Annotated in this window: 18 protein-coding genes; 12 read left to right on the forward strand and 6 right to left on the reverse strand. The window is 70.7% G+C overall.

What is annotated here, in order from left to right:
- Positions 1–48 precede the first annotated feature (48 nt).
- Together ACZ60J_RS05715 and ACZ60J_RS05720 are read right to left on the reverse strand one after the other, a co-directional pair.
- Positions 49–669 (reverse strand): hypothetical protein, encoded by a 621-nt coding sequence (locus ACZ60J_RS05715; RefSeq protein WP_469679171.1) that lies wholly within the window; start codon positions 667–669, stop codon positions 49–51.
- 53 nt (positions 670–722) lie between these two features.
- Entirely contained in the window at positions 723–1130 is a 408-nt protein-coding gene (locus ACZ60J_RS05720) for a hypothetical protein (RefSeq protein ID WP_469679172.1), read from the reverse strand.
- Between the two features lie 251 nt (positions 1131–1381).
- On the opposite strand from ACZ60J_RS05720, the gene ACZ60J_RS05725 reads away from it, so the two are divergent.
- Positions 1382–1942, forward strand: a complete 561-nt coding sequence (locus ACZ60J_RS05725; protein WP_469679173.1) for a helix-turn-helix domain-containing protein — start codon at positions 1382–1384, stop codon at positions 1940–1942.
- Between the two features lie 27 nt (positions 1943–1969).
- Here the strand turns inward: ACZ60J_RS05725 and ACZ60J_RS05730 are convergent, their stop codons facing one another.
- Genes ACZ60J_RS05730 through ACZ60J_RS05740 form a run of 3 tightly spaced genes read right to left on the reverse strand, consistent with a single transcriptional unit; the run spans position 1970 to position 3485 of the window.
- The gene (locus tag ACZ60J_RS05730) at positions 1970–2296 is read right to left on the reverse strand and encodes a hypothetical protein (protein ID WP_469679174.1); all 327 of its coding nucleotides are present in this window, start codon (positions 2294–2296) and stop codon (positions 1970–1972) included.
- The gene (locus tag ACZ60J_RS05735; protein ID WP_469679175.1) at positions 2293–2913 is read right to left on the reverse strand and encodes an Asp23/Gls24 family envelope stress response protein; all 621 of its coding nucleotides are present in this window, start codon (positions 2911–2913) and stop codon (positions 2293–2295) included. The genes ACZ60J_RS05730 and ACZ60J_RS05735 overlap by 4 nt, the downstream gene beginning before the upstream one ends.
- Positions 2904–3485 (reverse strand): RNA polymerase sigma factor, encoded by a 582-nt coding sequence (locus tag ACZ60J_RS05740; RefSeq protein WP_469679176.1) that lies wholly within the window; start codon positions 3483–3485, stop codon positions 2904–2906. The genes ACZ60J_RS05735 and ACZ60J_RS05740 overlap by 10 nt, the downstream gene beginning before the upstream one ends.
- A 171-nt stretch (positions 3486–3656) precedes the next feature.
- Between ACZ60J_RS05740 and ACZ60J_RS05745 the strand changes: the two genes are divergently transcribed.
- The 9 genes from ACZ60J_RS05745 to ACZ60J_RS05785 all read left to right on the forward strand — a co-directional run bounded on the left by ACZ60J_RS05745 (position 3657) and on the right by ACZ60J_RS05785 (position 12353).
- A complete protein-coding gene (locus tag ACZ60J_RS05745; RefSeq protein ID WP_469679177.1) occupies positions 3657–4136 on the forward strand; it encodes an Asp23/Gls24 family envelope stress response protein in 480 nt (159 codons plus the stop codon).
- 62 nt (positions 4137–4198) lie between these two features.
- A complete protein-coding gene (locus ACZ60J_RS05750; protein ID WP_469679178.1) occupies positions 4199–4381 on the forward strand; it encodes a hypothetical protein in 183 nt (60 codons plus the stop codon).
- 401 nt (positions 4382–4782) lie between these two features.
- On the forward strand, positions 4783–5301 hold the full coding sequence (locus tag ACZ60J_RS05755; protein WP_469679179.1) for a DUF6286 domain-containing protein: 519 nt from the start codon (positions 4783–4785) through the stop codon (positions 5299–5301).
- Entirely contained in the window at positions 5294–5818 is a 525-nt protein-coding gene (locus ACZ60J_RS05760) for a hypothetical protein (protein WP_469679180.1), read from the forward strand. The genes ACZ60J_RS05755 and ACZ60J_RS05760 overlap by 8 nt, the downstream gene beginning before the upstream one ends.
- Positions 5819–6260: 442 nt before the next feature.
- Positions 6261–7106 carry an SAM hydroxide adenosyltransferase gene (locus tag ACZ60J_RS05765; RefSeq protein WP_469679181.1) on the forward strand — a complete coding sequence of 282 codons (846 nt, stop codon included), beginning with the start codon at positions 6261–6263 and terminating at the stop codon, positions 7104–7106.
- A 220-nt stretch (positions 7107–7326) separates the two neighbouring features.
- Positions 7327–8205: an ABC transporter substrate-binding protein gene (locus ACZ60J_RS05770; RefSeq protein ID WP_469679182.1), complete on the forward strand. Its 879-nt coding sequence runs from the start codon at positions 7327–7329 to the stop codon at positions 8203–8205.
- Positions 8206–8215: 10 nt separating this feature from the next.
- On the forward strand, positions 8216–9118 hold the full coding sequence (locus tag ACZ60J_RS05775) for an amino acid ABC transporter permease (protein ID WP_469679183.1): 903 nt from the start codon (positions 8216–8218) through the stop codon (positions 9116–9118).
- On the forward strand, positions 9115–9858 hold the full coding sequence (locus ACZ60J_RS05780) for an amino acid ABC transporter ATP-binding protein (RefSeq protein ID WP_469679184.1): 744 nt from the start codon (positions 9115–9117) through the stop codon (positions 9856–9858). Before ACZ60J_RS05775 ends, ACZ60J_RS05780 begins: the two co-directional genes overlap by 4 nt.
- A 1049-nt stretch (positions 9859–10907) precedes the next feature.
- On the forward strand, positions 10908–12353 hold the full coding sequence (locus tag ACZ60J_RS05785) for a hypothetical protein (RefSeq protein WP_469679185.1): 1446 nt from the start codon (positions 10908–10910) through the stop codon (positions 12351–12353).
- Positions 12354–12425: 72 nt separating this feature from the next.
- On the opposite strand, the gene ACZ60J_RS05790 is transcribed toward ACZ60J_RS05785, so the two are convergent.
- Positions 12426–13889: a zinc-dependent metalloprotease family protein gene (locus ACZ60J_RS05790; RefSeq protein WP_469679186.1), complete on the reverse strand. Its 1464-nt coding sequence runs from the start codon at positions 13887–13889 to the stop codon at positions 12426–12428.
- Between the two features lie 417 nt (positions 13890–14306).
- Between ACZ60J_RS05790 and ACZ60J_RS05795 the strand changes: the two genes are divergently transcribed.
- The gene (locus ACZ60J_RS05795) at positions 14307–14480 is read left to right on the forward strand and encodes a CsbD family protein (RefSeq protein WP_469677549.1); all 174 of its coding nucleotides are present in this window, start codon (positions 14307–14309) and stop codon (positions 14478–14480) included.
- Positions 14481–14860: 380 nt separating this feature from the next.
- On the forward strand, positions 14861–15784 hold the full coding sequence (locus ACZ60J_RS05800; protein ID WP_469679187.1) for an aminoglycoside phosphotransferase family protein: 924 nt from the start codon (positions 14861–14863) through the stop codon (positions 15782–15784).
- The last annotated feature ends 176 nt before the right edge of the window (positions 15785–15960 follow it).

Below are 15960 nucleotides of genomic sequence, written 5' to 3' on the forward strand. Positions count from 1 at the left end.
GTCCGGCTTCGGGTGGTGTGGCTGAGCACCACCCGAAGCCGGACAGCGCTATCCCCAGCCGGCGTAGATGCTGACGTTCCTGCCGTTGTCCGTGGCTCCGACGCACACGTCACGCCAGTCGAGCAGCCAGCCGCTGGAGTGGCACTTCTCCTGCTGGAGGCCCAGTTCGCGGATGATCTCCGGGCGGGACAGGCCGCCCTCGCCGGCGACCGTCGCAACGCGCCAGCAACCGCCCGAGCCGCAGCTGATGCCTTCGTCGACAATGCTGATGCCCGGCGGCATCGAGGGCAGGGCCTTGGACGATGGGGCGTCCGCGCCTTCGGTGAGCATCAGCGCATACAGGAGGCCGACCACGAGGGTGAGGGCGAACTGCATCCCCAGGATGCCGATCGCCGCATTGCGGCGGGGGATCCATCCCGGGGGACGGGAGTCCTCGTGCCGGCCCTCACGTCGCGCCCCGCAGGCGATGAGCAGAGGTGCCAGGACCGTGAACAGGAGGTGGGCATCGGGCCTGGGTGCGCCGATCCAGCTCTGTTGGACGCTGATCAGGAGGCCGGCTCCGATGAGCAGCGCGCCGCCGATCGTGAGGCCGACGGAACGGGTGCGGGTGATCGTCCCCCATATCGCCATGGGCACGACGGCGAAGAGTATCCCCAGAATGGTCAGCATGATCGGGAGACGTGTGGCCCCGAGCCCTTGGTTCCGCCTCCGGCGTGCCTCCGTCAGACGGTGAGCTGACGGACCTGTCCGGGGTCGAGGTGCAACTCGTACGGAGTCGAGCAGTCGCTGATCTCCGTACCCACCGGGGCACCGCACGGGCACCGGCGGTTCATCCCGCCCCGACCCGACAGGCCGCAGCAGCCGACATCGTCGAAGCTCGGAGCGCGGACCGGCTCCAGGCCCGGCGCATCGCCAGGATGAAGCACCAGCGTCCCTCGCGGCCCTGCGGACACCAGGAAATCGTCACTTTCCGGAACCAACACGCACGGGCCTCCCGGGAAGATCGCCACCGGATCCTCGCTCGGCACGAACGGTGCGCCCCAAGGCTCCGGTTCCACCGCGAAGAACCCCTGCGGCACGGTGGCGGAAGCCGTCCGCGTCCCACTGTCCTTCGGATAGCTCTGGTCCATCGGGCGAACGGGGATCTCAGCCAACTCGGTCAACGGCCCTGCGATCGCAGAACCACAGGCCACACACGCAAACACTGTCACCCGGAGTTCCTAACACCCCCCGCCAGACCCGCCAACCCAATTAGCCGGTGTTCCGCTTCTTCCTGGCTTTCTGCCTGCCGGATCCCGGCCCCCGCTGTGCCGTATGGGTGATCGTGCGCAGTCCCGCGTCACGGCGGGCCCGCACGGATTGTCAGACAGGTATGACAACAGTGCGTGAGCAGATGATTCCCCGTCAGGCCGCCTTCCTTGCGAAGCAGGCTTCGATGCGGCGGCCCGACGGTCTGCCTGAGCCGGGCGAGCGGCGCCGGCTTCGCGAGCAGTGGGGCTTGTCGACCCGGCAAGTGGCTGCGGCGTTCGGCGTGACACCGGCGACGGTCCGGTCCTGGGAGCACGGCCGTTCGGCACCCCGGGGCAGCCGCAAGGAGGCCTACCGGCGGTTCCTGGCCGGTCTGGCCCAACACGGCGACGTGGCCCCGGCCGGTGCCGGCGTGCGCGGCGCTGTCCGTGACGGGGCCCCGGCGGCGGGGGTTGCGCGTCCGGCACCCCGCTCGGTCGGCCCGATGGCGACCGGGTTGAGGCAGGGCGTAACGCCCCGCCCGGCGGACCCGGCACCGGCCGTAGTGGGCGGGGCGGTGCGGGTCGTCGCGCTCCGGGGAGGCGCGGACCCGGTGTCGCCGGAGCGCATCCGGCGGCTTCGGATGCTGGGGGCCGCGGCCTGCGTGTGGTCGCTTGCCCTGTGGGTGAGCCTCACCTGCCCGCCGCCCTTCTGACACTGCCCGCCGGGTGCGGTGGGACCGTCACACGATGCCGGTGACGGTCACCCGCACGGCTCCAGGGCTTGTGGCCGCCGCCTCGGCGGCCGCCGCCCGCACGGCGCCGGCGGTGTGTGCGGCCTGGTGCTGTGCACGGACGACGACGTCGATCCGCAGGGCGGCAACCCGGCCTCCCGAGTCGAGGGTGACGCGCACCGCGGAGCCCGGATCCCGCCCGTCGAGGGCGGCCTGCTGTCGTACGCCGAGGTGTAGCAGCGAACGCAGACCTGGGCGAAGGCACGCGACGCCGGGGACGTCCAAGACGGCGTCGGTGACTTTCCGGGTGAGGGACTCGGCACGGTTGCTGTTCACGGCCTGGCCTCCCGAGGCTGGGTGGGGGGATCGTGGAGATCGGTGACGGTGACGTTCAGCTCGCCAAGGTTCAGGCCGAGGTGTTGCCGGGCGGCACGGACAAGGTTTTCGCGCACCGCGCGGTTGGTGTCCGGGAGGTCTTGCCCGTAGGCGACGGTGATGGCGAGGTGGACGGTGGAGGGGCCGCGTGTGGGGTGGGTGCGACTGCCGGGCGGGGTGATGCGGCAGCTTCCGGCCAGCACTCCGGGTACCTGTTCGGCGGCGGTGCGCAGGATGCGGGCCGCCACGGACTCGTAGATCCAGCTGTCCTCGCTTGCCTCGCCGAGCGGCAGGTTGCGGCCGGGTCGCAGCTCCAGGCGGACCGCGTCCATGACGCGCCGTACCACGGCGGCGGTGTCGACGTCGGCGCGTGGTGTGGTGACCGCGGGAAGTACGGCTGCGCGCAGGTGTTCCAGGTCGGCTACGGCATGTTGGCAGGAGGTGCAGGTGGCGATGTGCGGGTCGGCGCCCGGCTGGTCGGCGTGGTCCCACACGCTGGCCAGGTCCCTGCCGCAGGGCAGGAGTTCGAGGTCTTCGCCATCGGGATTCTCGTGGTTGGGGGAAGTGTTCATCGCCATGCGGCCATCGCCTCCGTCAGCATGCGCCGGGCCCGGAACACGCGTGCGCGGACCGCTTCGGGTCTGATGCCCACTGCCTGGGCGATCGTCTCGTAGGACTGACCCTCGATTTCCCGCAGCACCCAGCAGACTTTCTGCTCGGCGGAGAGGGCGCCCATGGCCTGGGCGAGGTCGCGTACGGCGGCCTGTGACTCCGCGGCTCGCACAGGTGAGGACTGGTGTTCCGGTGCGGCCTGTTCGGGGACCGTGTGGAGCTCGGCGGCAAGTCTGCGGCCCCGCAGCAGGTTCAGGCACCGGTTGGTGACGATGCGGTACAGCCACGTGGCGAACCCGGCCTCGCCCCGATACTCCGGAAGGCTGCGCCATGCGCTGACGAAGGCGTCCTGGACGGCATCCTCGGCCTCGGCGCGGCCGCCCATCAGGCGTTCTGCGAGCTGCAGCATGGCCGGGGAGTGACGGTGTACCAGCACCTCGAACGCCTCCTCGTCTCCTTCCGCCGCCCGGACGGCCAGCAGCCTCTCATCCGCTTCAGCTGATTCCTCATCATCGTCCGGGCCCCACCGAGCGTTCAACGCGGGCTCCTTCCAGCCTCCACTGCTTTGACACCGCTTGCCCGACTTTCGTTACGCCGCACTGATCCGCACTGCCGTTCACCCGTTCACCGGTAAGAGATCCGTAACGGAAGGCGGTCTCGCGGTGTCAAAGGAGTACGAGTCTCAGACGAGCCAGTTCAGGGAGAAGCGATGACCGCAACGCAGGAGACGACCCCGGTTCGCCGGGAGCACGCCAACGGCTCGGTTCCGGCGGCAGGGCGCACCGAGGTGAGCGAACCCATGGGCACGCGGGGCAGGACGTCGATCGCGGACGCGGTGGTCGTCAAGATCGCCGGACGGGCGGCCCGGGAGATTCCCGGCGTCCACGACATGGGTGGCGGCCTGTCCCGGACACTGGGCGCCGTACGCGACCGGGTACCGGGCGGGCGCCCCAACCTCGGGCGCGGCGTCAAGGTCGAGGTCGGTGAACGCCAGGCCGCCATCGACGTGGAGCTGGTCGTGGAGTACGGCGTCCCGGTCCCGGACGTGGCCCGCGATGTCCGGGAGAACGTGATCGCCGCGGTGGAGCGGATCACCGGGCTGGAGGTCGTGGAGGTGAACATCGCCGTCACCGATGTCCATCTGCCCGGCGACGACGCGGAGGACGCAGGCGAATCACGGGTGGCCTGAACCTCCCTGACCACGCCTGCGTACGGAGAGGGCATGTCGTCGATGAGGGAAGGAAGGAAGTCATGGGCAAGGACGTACTCGGGCTGGTCGTTGGGGTGGCGCTGGGATTCGCCGGCTGGTTCGGAGGCTTCGGCGCGTTCCTCCTGGTCGCCGCTCTCGGTGGGCTCGGCTATGTGGCCGGCCGCTACCTGGAGCGGGGCGGAGACCTTCGCGATCTCCTGGTCACCGAGCGCAGGCAACGGTGAGCGCCGCGCAGCGGGGCGTCACCACCGTCGCCGACCGAGTCACGGCCAAGATCGCCCGGCAGGCATGCGCTGAAGCCACCGGCCCCATCGGCGGGCATGTCCTGCACAGCTCCGCATCCCGGACCGGACGCTCGGTCGAGGTGACGGTGGAGGTGGACCTGCCTCTCCCGGCGCCGGGCGACCCAGACGAGATGACGCGCCTCCACCGTCATCTGACCCAGCGCACAAGGCATCTGACCGGGCTGTGCATCGCGCCCGCATGCGTCCGGGTCCGCAGGCTCAGCGCCGCCCCACCCCGGCTGCGACCGGAGACCGGCGAGGCGGAGCCGGAGCCGGAGCCGTGTACGGCACGGAGGCCTTGGTCCCAGCGACGGCCCGCCGCCGCACTCGTGGGCATCGCCATGGCCGTACTGTCCGTCCTGTTGCTGTGGACCGTCCTGCGGCAGCACACACCGGGGAACGCCGCGCCGCCCTGGCGGCAGGTTGCCGAATGGACGCCGGGATTCGGCAAGCGGTCCCCCGTGCGCCTGGCGGCGCCGGCGGCCGCCGCCGGGGTATGGCTCATCCTCCTGGCGCTCACCCCCGGCCACCGCCGTGTACTGGCCTTGGGCTGCCCGCCACAGGCCCGTGCACGGACCACACGCACCCATGCCGCACGGCTGGTACGTGCCGCCCTCTCCGACGTACCCGGACTGCGGGCGCGTGCCGTCCGCTTCACGGCCCGCCAGGTCACCGTGCACGCGGAAGCAGCCTTCGGAACTCCGCAGGACATCCGTGACAAGGCAACCGAAGCCATCGAACGCACCGTGGAGAGCATGGCTCTGAGGCGGAAACCGAAGGTGCGGCTCACCCTGCGCGACAACCCCGATCCACGGGCCGCCGCGCCACGGGGGCCGGCTGAGGAGAGTGCGGATGCGTAGCCGTGCCGTGGCCAACAGGATGGTGCTCGCCCTCGCCGGACTCGCCCTCCTCGCCGTCGGCGTGGCCGCAGCCCGGTGGGGCGAGGGCCAGGTCGTCCACGCTTGCCTCGGACGCCTCGAGGAAGCAGAACACGGCCTGCTGCTCGCCGCGGGTTGTACGGGCCTTGTCTGCTCGCTGGCCCTCCTCACCGCGCAGATCTCGCGCAGGGCGCCGCGCCGCCTGAGCCTTGCCACCCCGCGATGCCTGCTCGACAGCCGGGCTGTCCGCCACGCTGTCCGAGCGGGATGCTCCGCCGTGCCGGGGGTCGTAGGGGTGCGCTGCCGTCTGAGCGGCCGGGGGCACACGATGAGCCTGGTCATCGCTCTCACCATGGACGGTGCGGCACGTCCGGGTGATGTCCTGACGGCGGTGTCGGATGGTGTCCTCCCGCAGATCGCGCCCCTGCTCACTCCCCGGCGGCTCCAGACCCAGATCCGCCTGCGCGTCCCACGCCGCCGTCAGCAGCGAGCCCTCTGAAGGATGCCCCGTCCGGCCTCCGGCAGCCCGTCCCGGGACGGGAGCCTGGAGGCCGGCGGCGCGCAGGGCGGAGCAGACCCGGCAGCCCCGTAGAACCATGCGAGGGCTGCGGCTCCGTGTGCGAGTCGTGCACCGGCACCCGGAAGGTCGTACGGGAAACTGCTCGTGGCCGGAGCTCTGAGCGGCCTGGGGCCGAGCCGCCGTTTCGCATTCTGGACGGCTGTTCCAGGATGCAAGCCCGCACTGCTAGGGTCGCGGCCATGCAGCACACCTTCCACCTCGCCATGATGCGAATGATGCCCCCGCCTTCGGAGGCGCTTCGCTAGCGAAGCCGTGTGCGCACGAGATGCGACGGACCCTCCGGAAACGGAGGGTCCTTTTTTGTTGCCCGGATCCGTCGTCCGGCACCCCAACAGACCTCGACAGAAGGCGAACAACCGCCATGACCCGTGTACCGGTCGTCTCCCTCACCGACTGCGCGGACCCCAACGCGCTGGCCCGGCAGTCCGCGCGGATCGCCGCGCTCTTCGGGGCCACTCCCACCGTCGTCCCGCTGGACGGGCCCGACCCGGAGGGCGCCGCCGCCCTCACCCTGCTGGACCTGCTCCGCTCCACGGACCTGACCGGCGGGCCGACGCAGCCCCTGGTGGTGCTGGTCAACATCGCCCCGCGTGACGGCCACTGGCCCAACGGCGTGCCGTTCTGCTTCTTCCGCCACGGGCAGCACCTGATCATCTCCACACTCAACCACCGGGTCCTCGCCCCGCTCGCGAGCTACCTGGGGCTGACGGAGGTCCAGGTCACCGATGTGCGCGAGGTGCTCGAGGCGGGCGCCGCCGGATGGGCCGAGCTGGCTCCGGCCGAGGTGGAGGAGATGGTGCGGACCCAGTTCCGCAGCCTCTGGTACGTGCCGCTGCTGGCCCGCTGGCTGGCGGACGGCCGCCCGGTTCCCTCCGAGCCGGCACCGGTGCGGGCCCTCGCCGCGCAGGAGGTGCGGGTCGCCGTCGTGGACAACTTCGGCAACTGCAAGCTGGACCGCCCCGCTGCCGAGTTGCCGGGCTACGGCGGGGTCGGCGCCACGGCCGGCCTGACCGTTCACAATCGGCGCGCGGGCCGCGCCGTCACGGTCCGCTGCTACGACAGGCTCCCGGACGTCCCGCTGGGCGAGCCCGGGATCACCGTCGGGAGCTCCGGTGTCGGTTTCGCCGAACTGGTGGTTCGGGGCGGTTCCGCGGCCGAGCTGTTCGGGCTGAGCCAGGGGGACCGGGTTTTCCACCTCACCACCTGACGTAGCGTCACACACCCTGTCCAGCAGTCGCCCCGGAAACACGGGCCGCATTGACACCGATACCCACGACCCGGAATACTGAATACATGTTCGGAAATATTCCCCTGGTACGCCGCCGCCACGTGGACAACGTGCGCTGTGCCGCCGACCTGTGTCGTTGACACGCGACGCCTCCACTTCCCCGTACCCATTTTCCGAACATTTTCCCGAAGGACCTCAGATGTCCCGCACTCGTATAGCCCTGGTGTTCTCCGCTGCCGTCGTGCTGACGGCGGGCGCCTGCGCGCCGCAGCCCGGAAGCACCGCCTCCGGGGCCCCTTCCTCCGACAGCTCCACCGCTCCCACCTGCACCGTTGAGGGACTCGCGGTCCACGAGAAGGGCAAGCTGACGGTCGCGACGGATTCCCCGGCCTACGCCCCCTGGTTCGAGGACAACACCCCCGCCAACGGAAAGGGATTCGAAAGTGCCGTCGCCTATGCAGTGGCCGATAAACTCGGATTCCAGAAGGATCAGGTGAAGTGGGTCGTCGAACCCTTCGCCCATTCCTACGCACCCGGCGCAAAGAACTTCGATTTCGACATCAACCAGATTTCCATCACCCCGCAGCGGGCGCAGGCCGTCGATTTCTCCAGCAGCTACTACAAGGCCGACCAGGCCATCCTGACACTGGACAAGTCGAAATTCGCGAACGCCACCTCGCTGGCCGCACTCAAGGACGCCAAGATCGGCGTGCAGGTGGCCACCACCAGCTACCAGGCCGTGCTCGACCAGCTGAAGCCGTCCCAGCAGCCGAGCGTCTTCAACACCACCAACGACGAGGTCAACGCGCTGAAGAACGGCCAGATCGACGCGATCGTCACCGACCTGCCGACCGTGTTCTACCTGGCCGGCGCAGAGCTGAACAACGCAAAGATCGTCGGCCAGTTCGGGTACGCGGGCGGCACCCCGGAGGAATTCGGACTGCTCCTGTCCAAGGGCAGCAAGCTCACCCCGTGCGTGAACAAGGCCCTGGACGCCCTCAAGGCCGACGGGACCCTCGCCAAGCTGACCTCGCAGTGGCTGTCCGCCTCGGCGAACGTTCCTGCGCTGAAGCCGTAGCGGGCCCGCCGTGGACCTCACGAAGACGAGCGCACCGCAGGAAGCGGACGCCGCCCCCGCTGACGACACCTACCTGCCCAGCGAGCGCGAACTGGAGCGCCGCCGCTTCCGCCGAGCCCGCAAGCGGCGGCACACCTGGATCTCCGCCGCATGCACCCTGCTCTTCCTGATCGCGGTGGGAGCAGCCACGGTCTCCTCGCCCGGCTGGGAGCGCGTCGACTCCCTCTTCCTGGACGGCGCCGAACTGCGCGACGCCTTCCCCGACCTGCTGCGCGGATTCTGGCTCAACATCCGGATGTTCGTGATCGCCGAGGTGCTGATCCTGCTGCTCGGGCTGCTGATCGCCTTGGTGCGCGTGACCCGAGCGCCGGGCCTCCAGCCCCTGAGGCTGGCCGCGACGATCTACGTCGACGTCTTCCGCGGCATACCGACGCTGCTGCTGGTGTTCCTGGTCGGATTCGGTCTGCCCGCGCTTCAGTTGCAGGGCACCCCCTCCGAGCCCTGGGTGCTCGGCGTGATCGCCCTGGTCCTCTCCTACGGCGCGTACGTCGGCGAGGTCCTGCGGGCCGGGCTGAACTCCGTCCACCCCTCGCAGCGCTCCGCCGCGCGTGCGCTGGGGCTCAGCGAACGCCAGACCCTGCGGCACGTGGTGCTGCCGCAGGCGGTGCGCAACGTGGTCCCGCCGCTCCTCAACGACTTCATCGCGCTGCAGAAGGACACCGCGCTGGTGGCGGTCCTCGGCCCGCTGGAGGCGCTGCGGCAGGCGCAGATCAAGGCCGACTACGACTTCAACTACACCCCGTACCTGGGAGCAGCCCTCTTGTTCATCGCCGTGACCATCCCGCTCACCCGCTTCGCCGACCGGCTCCAGAAGCGGGCGGCGCAGCGCACCTGGGCGGAGGCCGGCCGATGAGCGAGCCCCTGCTGCGGGTCCGGGGCCTGCGCAAGCAGTACGGGCCGCGGGTGGTCCTGCGCTCCATCGACCTGGACGTCTCCGAGCACCAGGTCGTCTGCCTCATCGGCGGTTCGGGATCGGGCAAGTCCACCCTGCTGCGGTGCGTGGACATGCTGGACGTCGTCGACGACGGCACCATCCACCTGGCCGGGAGCGAGCTGACCGACCCCAGGCTGGACACCGATGCCGCCCGCAAGCGGATCGGCATCGTCTTCCAGGCCTACAACCTGTTCCCCCACCTGAGCGTGCTGGACAACATCACCCTGGCGCCCCGCCGGGTCCACGGTGTCCCCCGCAGGCAGGCGGAGGAAACGGCCCGCGAGCTGCTGGCCCGGTTCGGGCTCGCGGACAAGGCCCGCGAGCACCCCGACCGGCTGTCCGGCGGCCAGCAGCAGCGCGCCGCCATCGCCCGCGCGCTCGCCACCGACCCGGAACTGCTGCTCTTCGACGAGATCACCTCGGCCCTCGACCCCGAGCTGGTCGGCGAGGTACTGGACGTGGTCGCGGACCTCAAGCAGCGCGGCCTGACCATCCTGATGGCCACGCACGAGATGGACTTCGCCCGCCAGGTCGCCGATCAGGTCTGCTTCCTGGAGAACGGCGTGATCGTCGAACAGGGCACCGCTGAGCAGGTCTTCACCGCCCCCCGGGAACAGGCCACACGGCGCTTCCTGTCCCGGGTCCTCAACCTCCCGTGACAGGACGCGACGGAAGCGGGCTCGTGCGCGCTGCCGCCGGCGCCTGATGTCCTGGCCTGACGGTTCGGCGTTGCCCCTCCACGATCACTCGCTCGAGGACGAGGCGGATCTTCGGCGACGCCGCCGACCTCCCGCACCCAGGAAACCGCGCCGGCCATCCGAGTGGGTGCGCGGGTTCGCTCGGAGCTGGTCGGACATGGTTGCGGGTACCTTTCCGGTCGGGTCTCGCGTGGAAGTCGGTTGTGGTGGTCAGGTGAATTGGGGGCGGCCGAAGAGGAGGTGGTAGACGGGTGGGAGCCGGAGCAGGATCTCCCCGGTGAGGGTGTCGCCGCCGAACTCGCCGAACGCATCGACGCCATGACCCGCCGCACCGACCAACTCCGCCGGGACACCCGCGACCAATGCAGCACATGACCCCCAACCCGGCACCGTGGCGGCCTGTCCCGAAAGCGCGTCCCGGTTCACCGTGACCGCCCTGCGTTCCGGGACTATCCCCCGATCCCTGGCCGAAAACGCCGCCGCCACAGTCTCGTTGAGAGTCCCCGCACTCACACAACGGCCTGAACCACTCCTGTAACCATGGAAAGGGCGCGGGGTCGCTGCGCCCGACATCAGGCGGCCATCCACCGGATTCGTCACAGAGCGGTCCGGCCGCGGGACCGGGCTGGGTGGTGGAGCCTGCGGTGGAACTGACCAGGGGCCCCGGCACGCGTTACCGGGCCCGCGGCGGCCGACAGCGACACCGTCGGAGGCGCGTTCGCCCCCGCCGCACGTTGCCCGCATGCTGCGGGAACGTGAACTGCGTGAACATGCTGTAGCCGGCCGCCACAGAAGGATCAGTACCGCGGGAAGAGCGGATAGTGTCCCGGTCAGAGCCGTTCCGGGGAGCAACCGCCACACGGAAGCACGGGCCGGGCCGCACCATCGGCAGCCGCCCGCAGGCCGTTCTCACTGCGTCGGCCGACCCCTTGGTGCCCCGGCACCCGGAACGGCCGCCGGCCTCTCGGTCCGCGGCCGTCGACTCCCCCTCCAGTCACGAGGAACACCTGATGCCTTTCTCCCTGCCCGCGGGCGGGCGCCTCGCCGTGCTCGCCCTCTCCCTCACCATGGCGCTCGGCAGCGCCCCTGCCTCAGCCGACCCGTCTTCGCCGTTCGGCCCGCAGTCGCCGCAGAACCCGGCCACCGCGGCCAACGGCGCCGCGACCATGCACGGCGACAGTGCCTCGAGCGGTACCACGCCCCACCCCGGGCCCGGTACGTCCCCCATCGACTACTCCCGCACCGCACTGGCTTCCGCCTGCCCTACGGTGGTCGTGGGCAGCGACGGCTACGTGATCGCCCTTTGCACCACCATTTTCGGCCAGACGCCGACCGTGCACCTCCTCGACCCCGTCTCCGGGGCCGACCTCGCCTCTTTGACGCTACCCAAGGGCAGCCTCTTCGGCGGCGTGTACGCCTACCTCGACAACGGCGACCGACTGGTCGTCGTCGACGGCAACAACAACCTCGTGCGCATAGGCCACCGCCGGTCCGGCTCCGAATGGGCTCTCCAGATCGAGCAGTCCACCCCGCTCGGCAACGCCGTCCCCTCCGGGGACAACATCGTCGGCCTGACCCCCGACTGGCAGGGCCGGGTCTGGTTCGCCACCAGCGGCGGTGTGATCGGCACCGTGGACACCAGCACCGGGGCCGTGCGCAGCATCACCACCGGCGAGGGCGTCCAGAACAGCATCTCCACCATCCCCGGCCGGACCGCCGTCGCCACCGACCACGCGCTCTACCTCCTGTCGGCCGGCCCGGACGGTACCCCCGTGGTGGACTGGCGGGCGCCGTACGACCGGGGCCCGGCCCGCAAGCCCGGCCAGCTCAGCTGGGGCACCGGTACGACCCCGAGCTTCTTCGGACCGGGCAGCGGCACCGAATACGTCGCCATCGTCGACAACGCCGCCCCGCACGGGAACCTGCTCGTCTACCGGGCGGCCGGTGGACCGGACCCGATCTGCCGGATCCCCGTGCTCACCCAGTACGCCCGCAGCGGCACCGAGGACGCTGTCATCGCCTCTGGGCGCAGCATCTTCGTCACCAACACGTACGGCTACCCCTACCCGGCCCTGCCCGCGGGTGCTCCCGCGAGCCAGCCCGCCTCCGCGAACTTCGAGGGCGGCCTCAGCCGCATCGACGTCAACACCGAAGGCACGGGCTGCTCGGTGGTGTGGAACAGCCCGGTGAAGTCCGCCGCACTGCCCCGGCTGTCCCTGGCCGACGGGAAGATCTACACCGTTTCGGTGACAGGACCGACGGGCAGCGCCGGGCTCAACACCTTCGCCCAGTACCACCACTCGGTCATCGACCCTGCCACGGGCGCCCAGCTCACCAGTTCCTTCCTGGGCATCGGGCTGGTCTACAACCCGCTCCAGATGCGGGGGACGGCCACTGCGGACGGCACCCTCTACCAGGGCACCGAAACCGGAGTGGTCCGCGTCTCCAAGCGCTGAGACGGGGAACCGCGTCCCTGACGGGACCCTCGGGACCGCGCGTCGCGCTGTCGGGGCAGTGCGGCCCCTTGGTCACGCCTTGGGGGTGCGGTAGGCGGCGATGACGGGTGCGGTCTGGTTCAGGGCGGCGGCCGCGTCCGCGCTGTTGCGTTCCCCGAGGGGGGTGCTGCCGGCGCTGAGGCGGGGCGTGGAGTAGGTGTTGGTGTACTGGCAGCTGGGGTCTTCGGTGTTGATCTGCTGGGCGTACGGCTGGCAGGTGATCTTGTAGGCCATCGTGGTGAACCACTTGGCGTCGGGAGTGATGTAGCCCTGGCCGCCGGGGACCGCGGGGATGTTCAGGTAGCGCTTGACGTAGTCGACGGAGACGTCGTTGGCGTCGGCGATCGACTTCAGCTGGCCGTACATGGTGCGTTCGTCGTGCATGAGGCCGAGGTTGTGCCCGAGTTCGTGGGCGAAGCCCGGTTCGCCGTCGATGGCGCTGAAGACGTCGATGCTGCTGTAGGCGGCGTTGCTGGTGCGTGCGGAGGGGGAGGTGTAGGAGCCGTCGTCGTTCTGGGGGAGGTCGCCCTGGCCGGCGGTGTATTCGCCGTCGCCCTTGGTGACGTTGGTCAGGACGGAGACGAGGTCGGCTCCGGACTGGTCGCGGACCTGGCGGGCGAGGCGGCCGATGGGGCCGGTGCCGGAGTCCATCTGCTTGAGGGCCTCGCCGGGGTCCTCGCTGCCGTAGAAGGCCGGGATCTCGAAGATGCGTACGAGACGGACCTCGGCGTTGACGTCGCTGACGGCGAAGGCGCGGTTCATCTGGGCGACCGTGGCACGGATCTCGTCGGCGACCTGGCGGGGGCGCCAGTACCAGGACGGGTAGCCGGACCCTTCGCCGGTCTGCAGGCCCCGCTTGGCCGACTGCGTGTAGCCGACCGCCACGTCGATCACGGCCCGGGTGGCGGCCTTGCCGGTGGGCATCGCCGAGCGGGCAGCGGGCGGCGTGGCGGGCAGGGTCTGGGGGAGGTTGAGGGAGTCGGGCTGCGGGGCCGGGAGCGCGTCGGGGTCGACGTCGGTGACGGTGACCTGGGTGTGGTCGTGGGGATCGGTGCCGATCAGGTACTTGTGACCGGGCACCCGCAGGAAGCCCTGCACGCGGGCATCCGAGGAGGGTGCGCAGGCGCCCTTGACGGTGAGGTACGTCGTGGAGCCGGGTGAGCCGACGACCTCCCCGGCCCAGGCCAGCGTCCGGTCGGCGGTCTCCTGCACCGGCGCGACCTGTCCGGTGATCCGCAGGGAGGCGGTGTACGCGCGTGTTCCCGCGGCCGTCGGCTTCAGGTCCATGGTCAGCACCCTCGCCAGGGCCCGTGCCCCCTTCGGCGCCGGTGCGCAGAAGTCCTCGAAGTCGGCTGCCGCCAGCCGCGCGGTGCCCTGCCCCAGGACGACCGGGCGCCCTGGAGCGGCCGGATCCGGTGTGTCGGCGACAGCGGCGGTGGGCAGCGCCGTCGCGGCGAGTGCCGTGGCGATCGCGACGTTGCGGAAGAGATGGCGCACGTAGGTCTCCCAGTACGGGGTGGTGTGGACGCGGCCGGTGGTCCGACCGCGGACCGGGGACCGCAGGCCTGGTCCCGGAACAAACAGAAGATCGCCTCCTGCGATCAGAAGATCACCGGATGTGATGCCCTTTCACCTGGCCGCGCCTGCGAAGACCCCGAACGGCGCGTACGACTCGCCGACATGCGACACCGTCAGGTAGGGCGGAACCTCCAGCCGTCTCGGGGCGCCTGGACCTGGGACCGATGGATGGCCCGGCCGGCGGGCCCGAGCCCGTGACGGTTCCTGCGGTCGGGGCGACAACGTGCGGCTGGTTGCCCTTGAGGAGGTGGAAAGTCGTGGGCAGTGGGGTTTGAGGTCCGAGATCGGGAGCAGTAGCGGGCTACGACCAATCCGGTACATCACGAGGAGGTCCCGATGTCGGGCACGGAGAAGACCAAGGCCACCGTCGAACAGGCCAAGGGCAAGGCCAAGGAAGCCATGGGCCGCATCGCCGGCAGCAGGCGAATGACCGCCGAAGGCCACGCCGACCAGGTCAAGGGCAAGACCCGGCAGACCAAGGAAGACATCAAGGACACCCTCCGCCCCTGAAAAGCCCGCGCACGGCCAACGGCCGTCGCACCCCATGCTGGGCCCCGACCTACCCCCCAGGTCGGGGCCCAGCCACATTCCGCACCTCCGACCCGACCGGCAGTTGAACTGTCGCGTCGGAGCCTGCCCCTCGACCGGGAGTGCCGGCTGCGCGACCGCGGCTACGGTCCTGGCGCCATGGGCGGCGAGCTGGGGACCAGCAGCTGGAGGGCTGCGCAGGGGTTCCTCAACTCCCCTGGCCGCCATGCCGGAACCGTCGACGGTGAGGCCGGTCCGGCCGACGGAGACGGCCCGCCGTCCTCGTCCTGCGTGCGGCAGGCGGTTCGCCGGCCTTCGGTAGGTTGCGGCAGGAGCCGGATTCCCCGCGTAGGAGGTCTGATGTGAGCACGTTACGAGCGGACGAGGTCCCGGAGCGTCTGGCCGCGTCGTACGCCACCGGCTTCGGCGACGAGGGGAGGGCCTGGCTCGCCGGTCTGCCCGCGCTCGCCGCGGACCTGCTGGAACGCTGGGAGCTGGAACGGGACGGTCCTGCGGCCGCCGGAGAAGCCTCCCTGGTCCTGCCGGTGCTGCGCCGGGACGCCACACCCGCGGTCCTCAGGCTCCAACTGCCCCGGCAGGAGACCACCGCCGCCCTGATCGGCCTGCGTACCTGGAACGGCAGGGGCACGGTGCGCCTGCTCGATCACGATCCCGTGAGCAGCAGCATGCTCCTGGAGCGCCTGGACGGAACCCACACGCTGGCCTCGGTCGAGGACGACGACACGGCGATGAGCATCCTCGCCGGGCTTCAGGCGCGGCTGGTCGCCGTACCCGCACCACCGGGGCTGCGAGGTCTCGGCGACGTCGCCGCCGAGATGCTGCAGCAGGCCCCTTGGGCGGTCACGCGGCTGGCCGACCCGGCCGACCGCCGTGTCCTGCGTACCTGGGCGTCGGCGGTCGCCGAACTGGCCGGCGAGCCCGGGGACCGGATGCTGCACTGGGACCTGCACTACGGCAATGTCCTGGCGGCGCGGCGCGAGCCGTGGATCGCCATCGACCCCGAACCGCTCGCCGGTGACCCGGGCTTCGATCTGTGGCCCGCCCTGGACAGCAGGTGGGAGGACCTCGTCGCGAAGGGCGACACCCGGCGCATCGTGCAGCGGCGCTTCGACCTGCTCACCGAAGTCCTCGGCCTGGACCGTGCACGCGCGACCGGCTGGACGCTGGGGCGGCTGCTGCAGAACGCGCTCTGGGACATCGAGGACGGCGCGACCCGCCTCGCTCCGTCCTCCCTCACGCTCGCGCGGTCACTGCGCACGGTGTGACACGGGGGCCCTCGGCCGGCCGCACCCGCTCGGGGCGCGCCGGCCGCAGCGGCCCCCATCCGCCTGTCACGGAACCGCGGTACCGGGCTTTTCTCCCGATGGATCGGGCCTCGTCAAGAGGCGAATAGGTGGGACTTCCGGGACCGTCCGGCCGTCGCGGACAGTGGCCTCACGTC

This window comes from Streptomyces sp. NPDC104226 (genome assembly GCF_055584085.1).

Bases quoted from the DNA above. Each gene is read 5' to 3' on its own strand.
- ACZ60J_RS05715 (WP_469679171.1), bottom strand. From the start codon at position 669: ATGCTGACCATTCTGGGGATACTCTTCGCCGTCGTGCCCATGGCGATA.
- ACZ60J_RS05720 (WP_469679172.1), bottom strand. From the start codon at position 1,130: ATGGACCAGAGCTATCCGAAGGACAGTGGGACGCGGACGGCTTCCGCC.
- ACZ60J_RS05735 (WP_469679175.1), bottom strand. From the start codon at position 2,913: ATGGCGATGAACACTTCCCCCAACCACGAGAATCCCGATGGCGAAGAC.
- ACZ60J_RS05745 (WP_469679177.1), top strand. From the start codon at position 3,657: ATGACCGCAACGCAGGAGACGACCCCGGTTCGCCGGGAGCACGCCAAC.
- ACZ60J_RS05750 (WP_469679178.1), top strand. From the start codon at position 4,199: ATGGGCAAGGACGTACTCGGGCTGGTCGTTGGGGTGGCGCTGGGATTC.
- ACZ60J_RS05755 (WP_469679179.1), top strand. From the start codon at position 4,783: ATGGCCGTACTGTCCGTCCTGTTGCTGTGGACCGTCCTGCGGCAGCAC.
- ACZ60J_RS05760 (WP_469679180.1), top strand. From the start codon at position 5,294: ATGCGTAGCCGTGCCGTGGCCAACAGGATGGTGCTCGCCCTCGCCGGA.
- ACZ60J_RS05765 (WP_469679181.1), top strand. From the start codon at position 6,261: ATGACCCGTGTACCGGTCGTCTCCCTCACCGACTGCGCGGACCCCAAC.
- ACZ60J_RS05770 (WP_469679182.1), top strand. From the start codon at position 7,327: ATGTCCCGCACTCGTATAGCCCTGGTGTTCTCCGCTGCCGTCGTGCTG.
- ACZ60J_RS05780 (WP_469679184.1), top strand. From the start codon at position 9,115: ATGAGCGAGCCCCTGCTGCGGGTCCGGGGCCTGCGCAAGCAGTACGGG.
- ACZ60J_RS05785 (WP_469679185.1), top strand. From the start codon at position 10,908: ATGCCTTTCTCCCTGCCCGCGGGCGGGCGCCTCGCCGTGCTCGCCCTC.
- ACZ60J_RS05795 (WP_469677549.1), top strand. From the start codon at position 14,307: ATGTCGGGCACGGAGAAGACCAAGGCCACCGTCGAACAGGCCAAGGGC.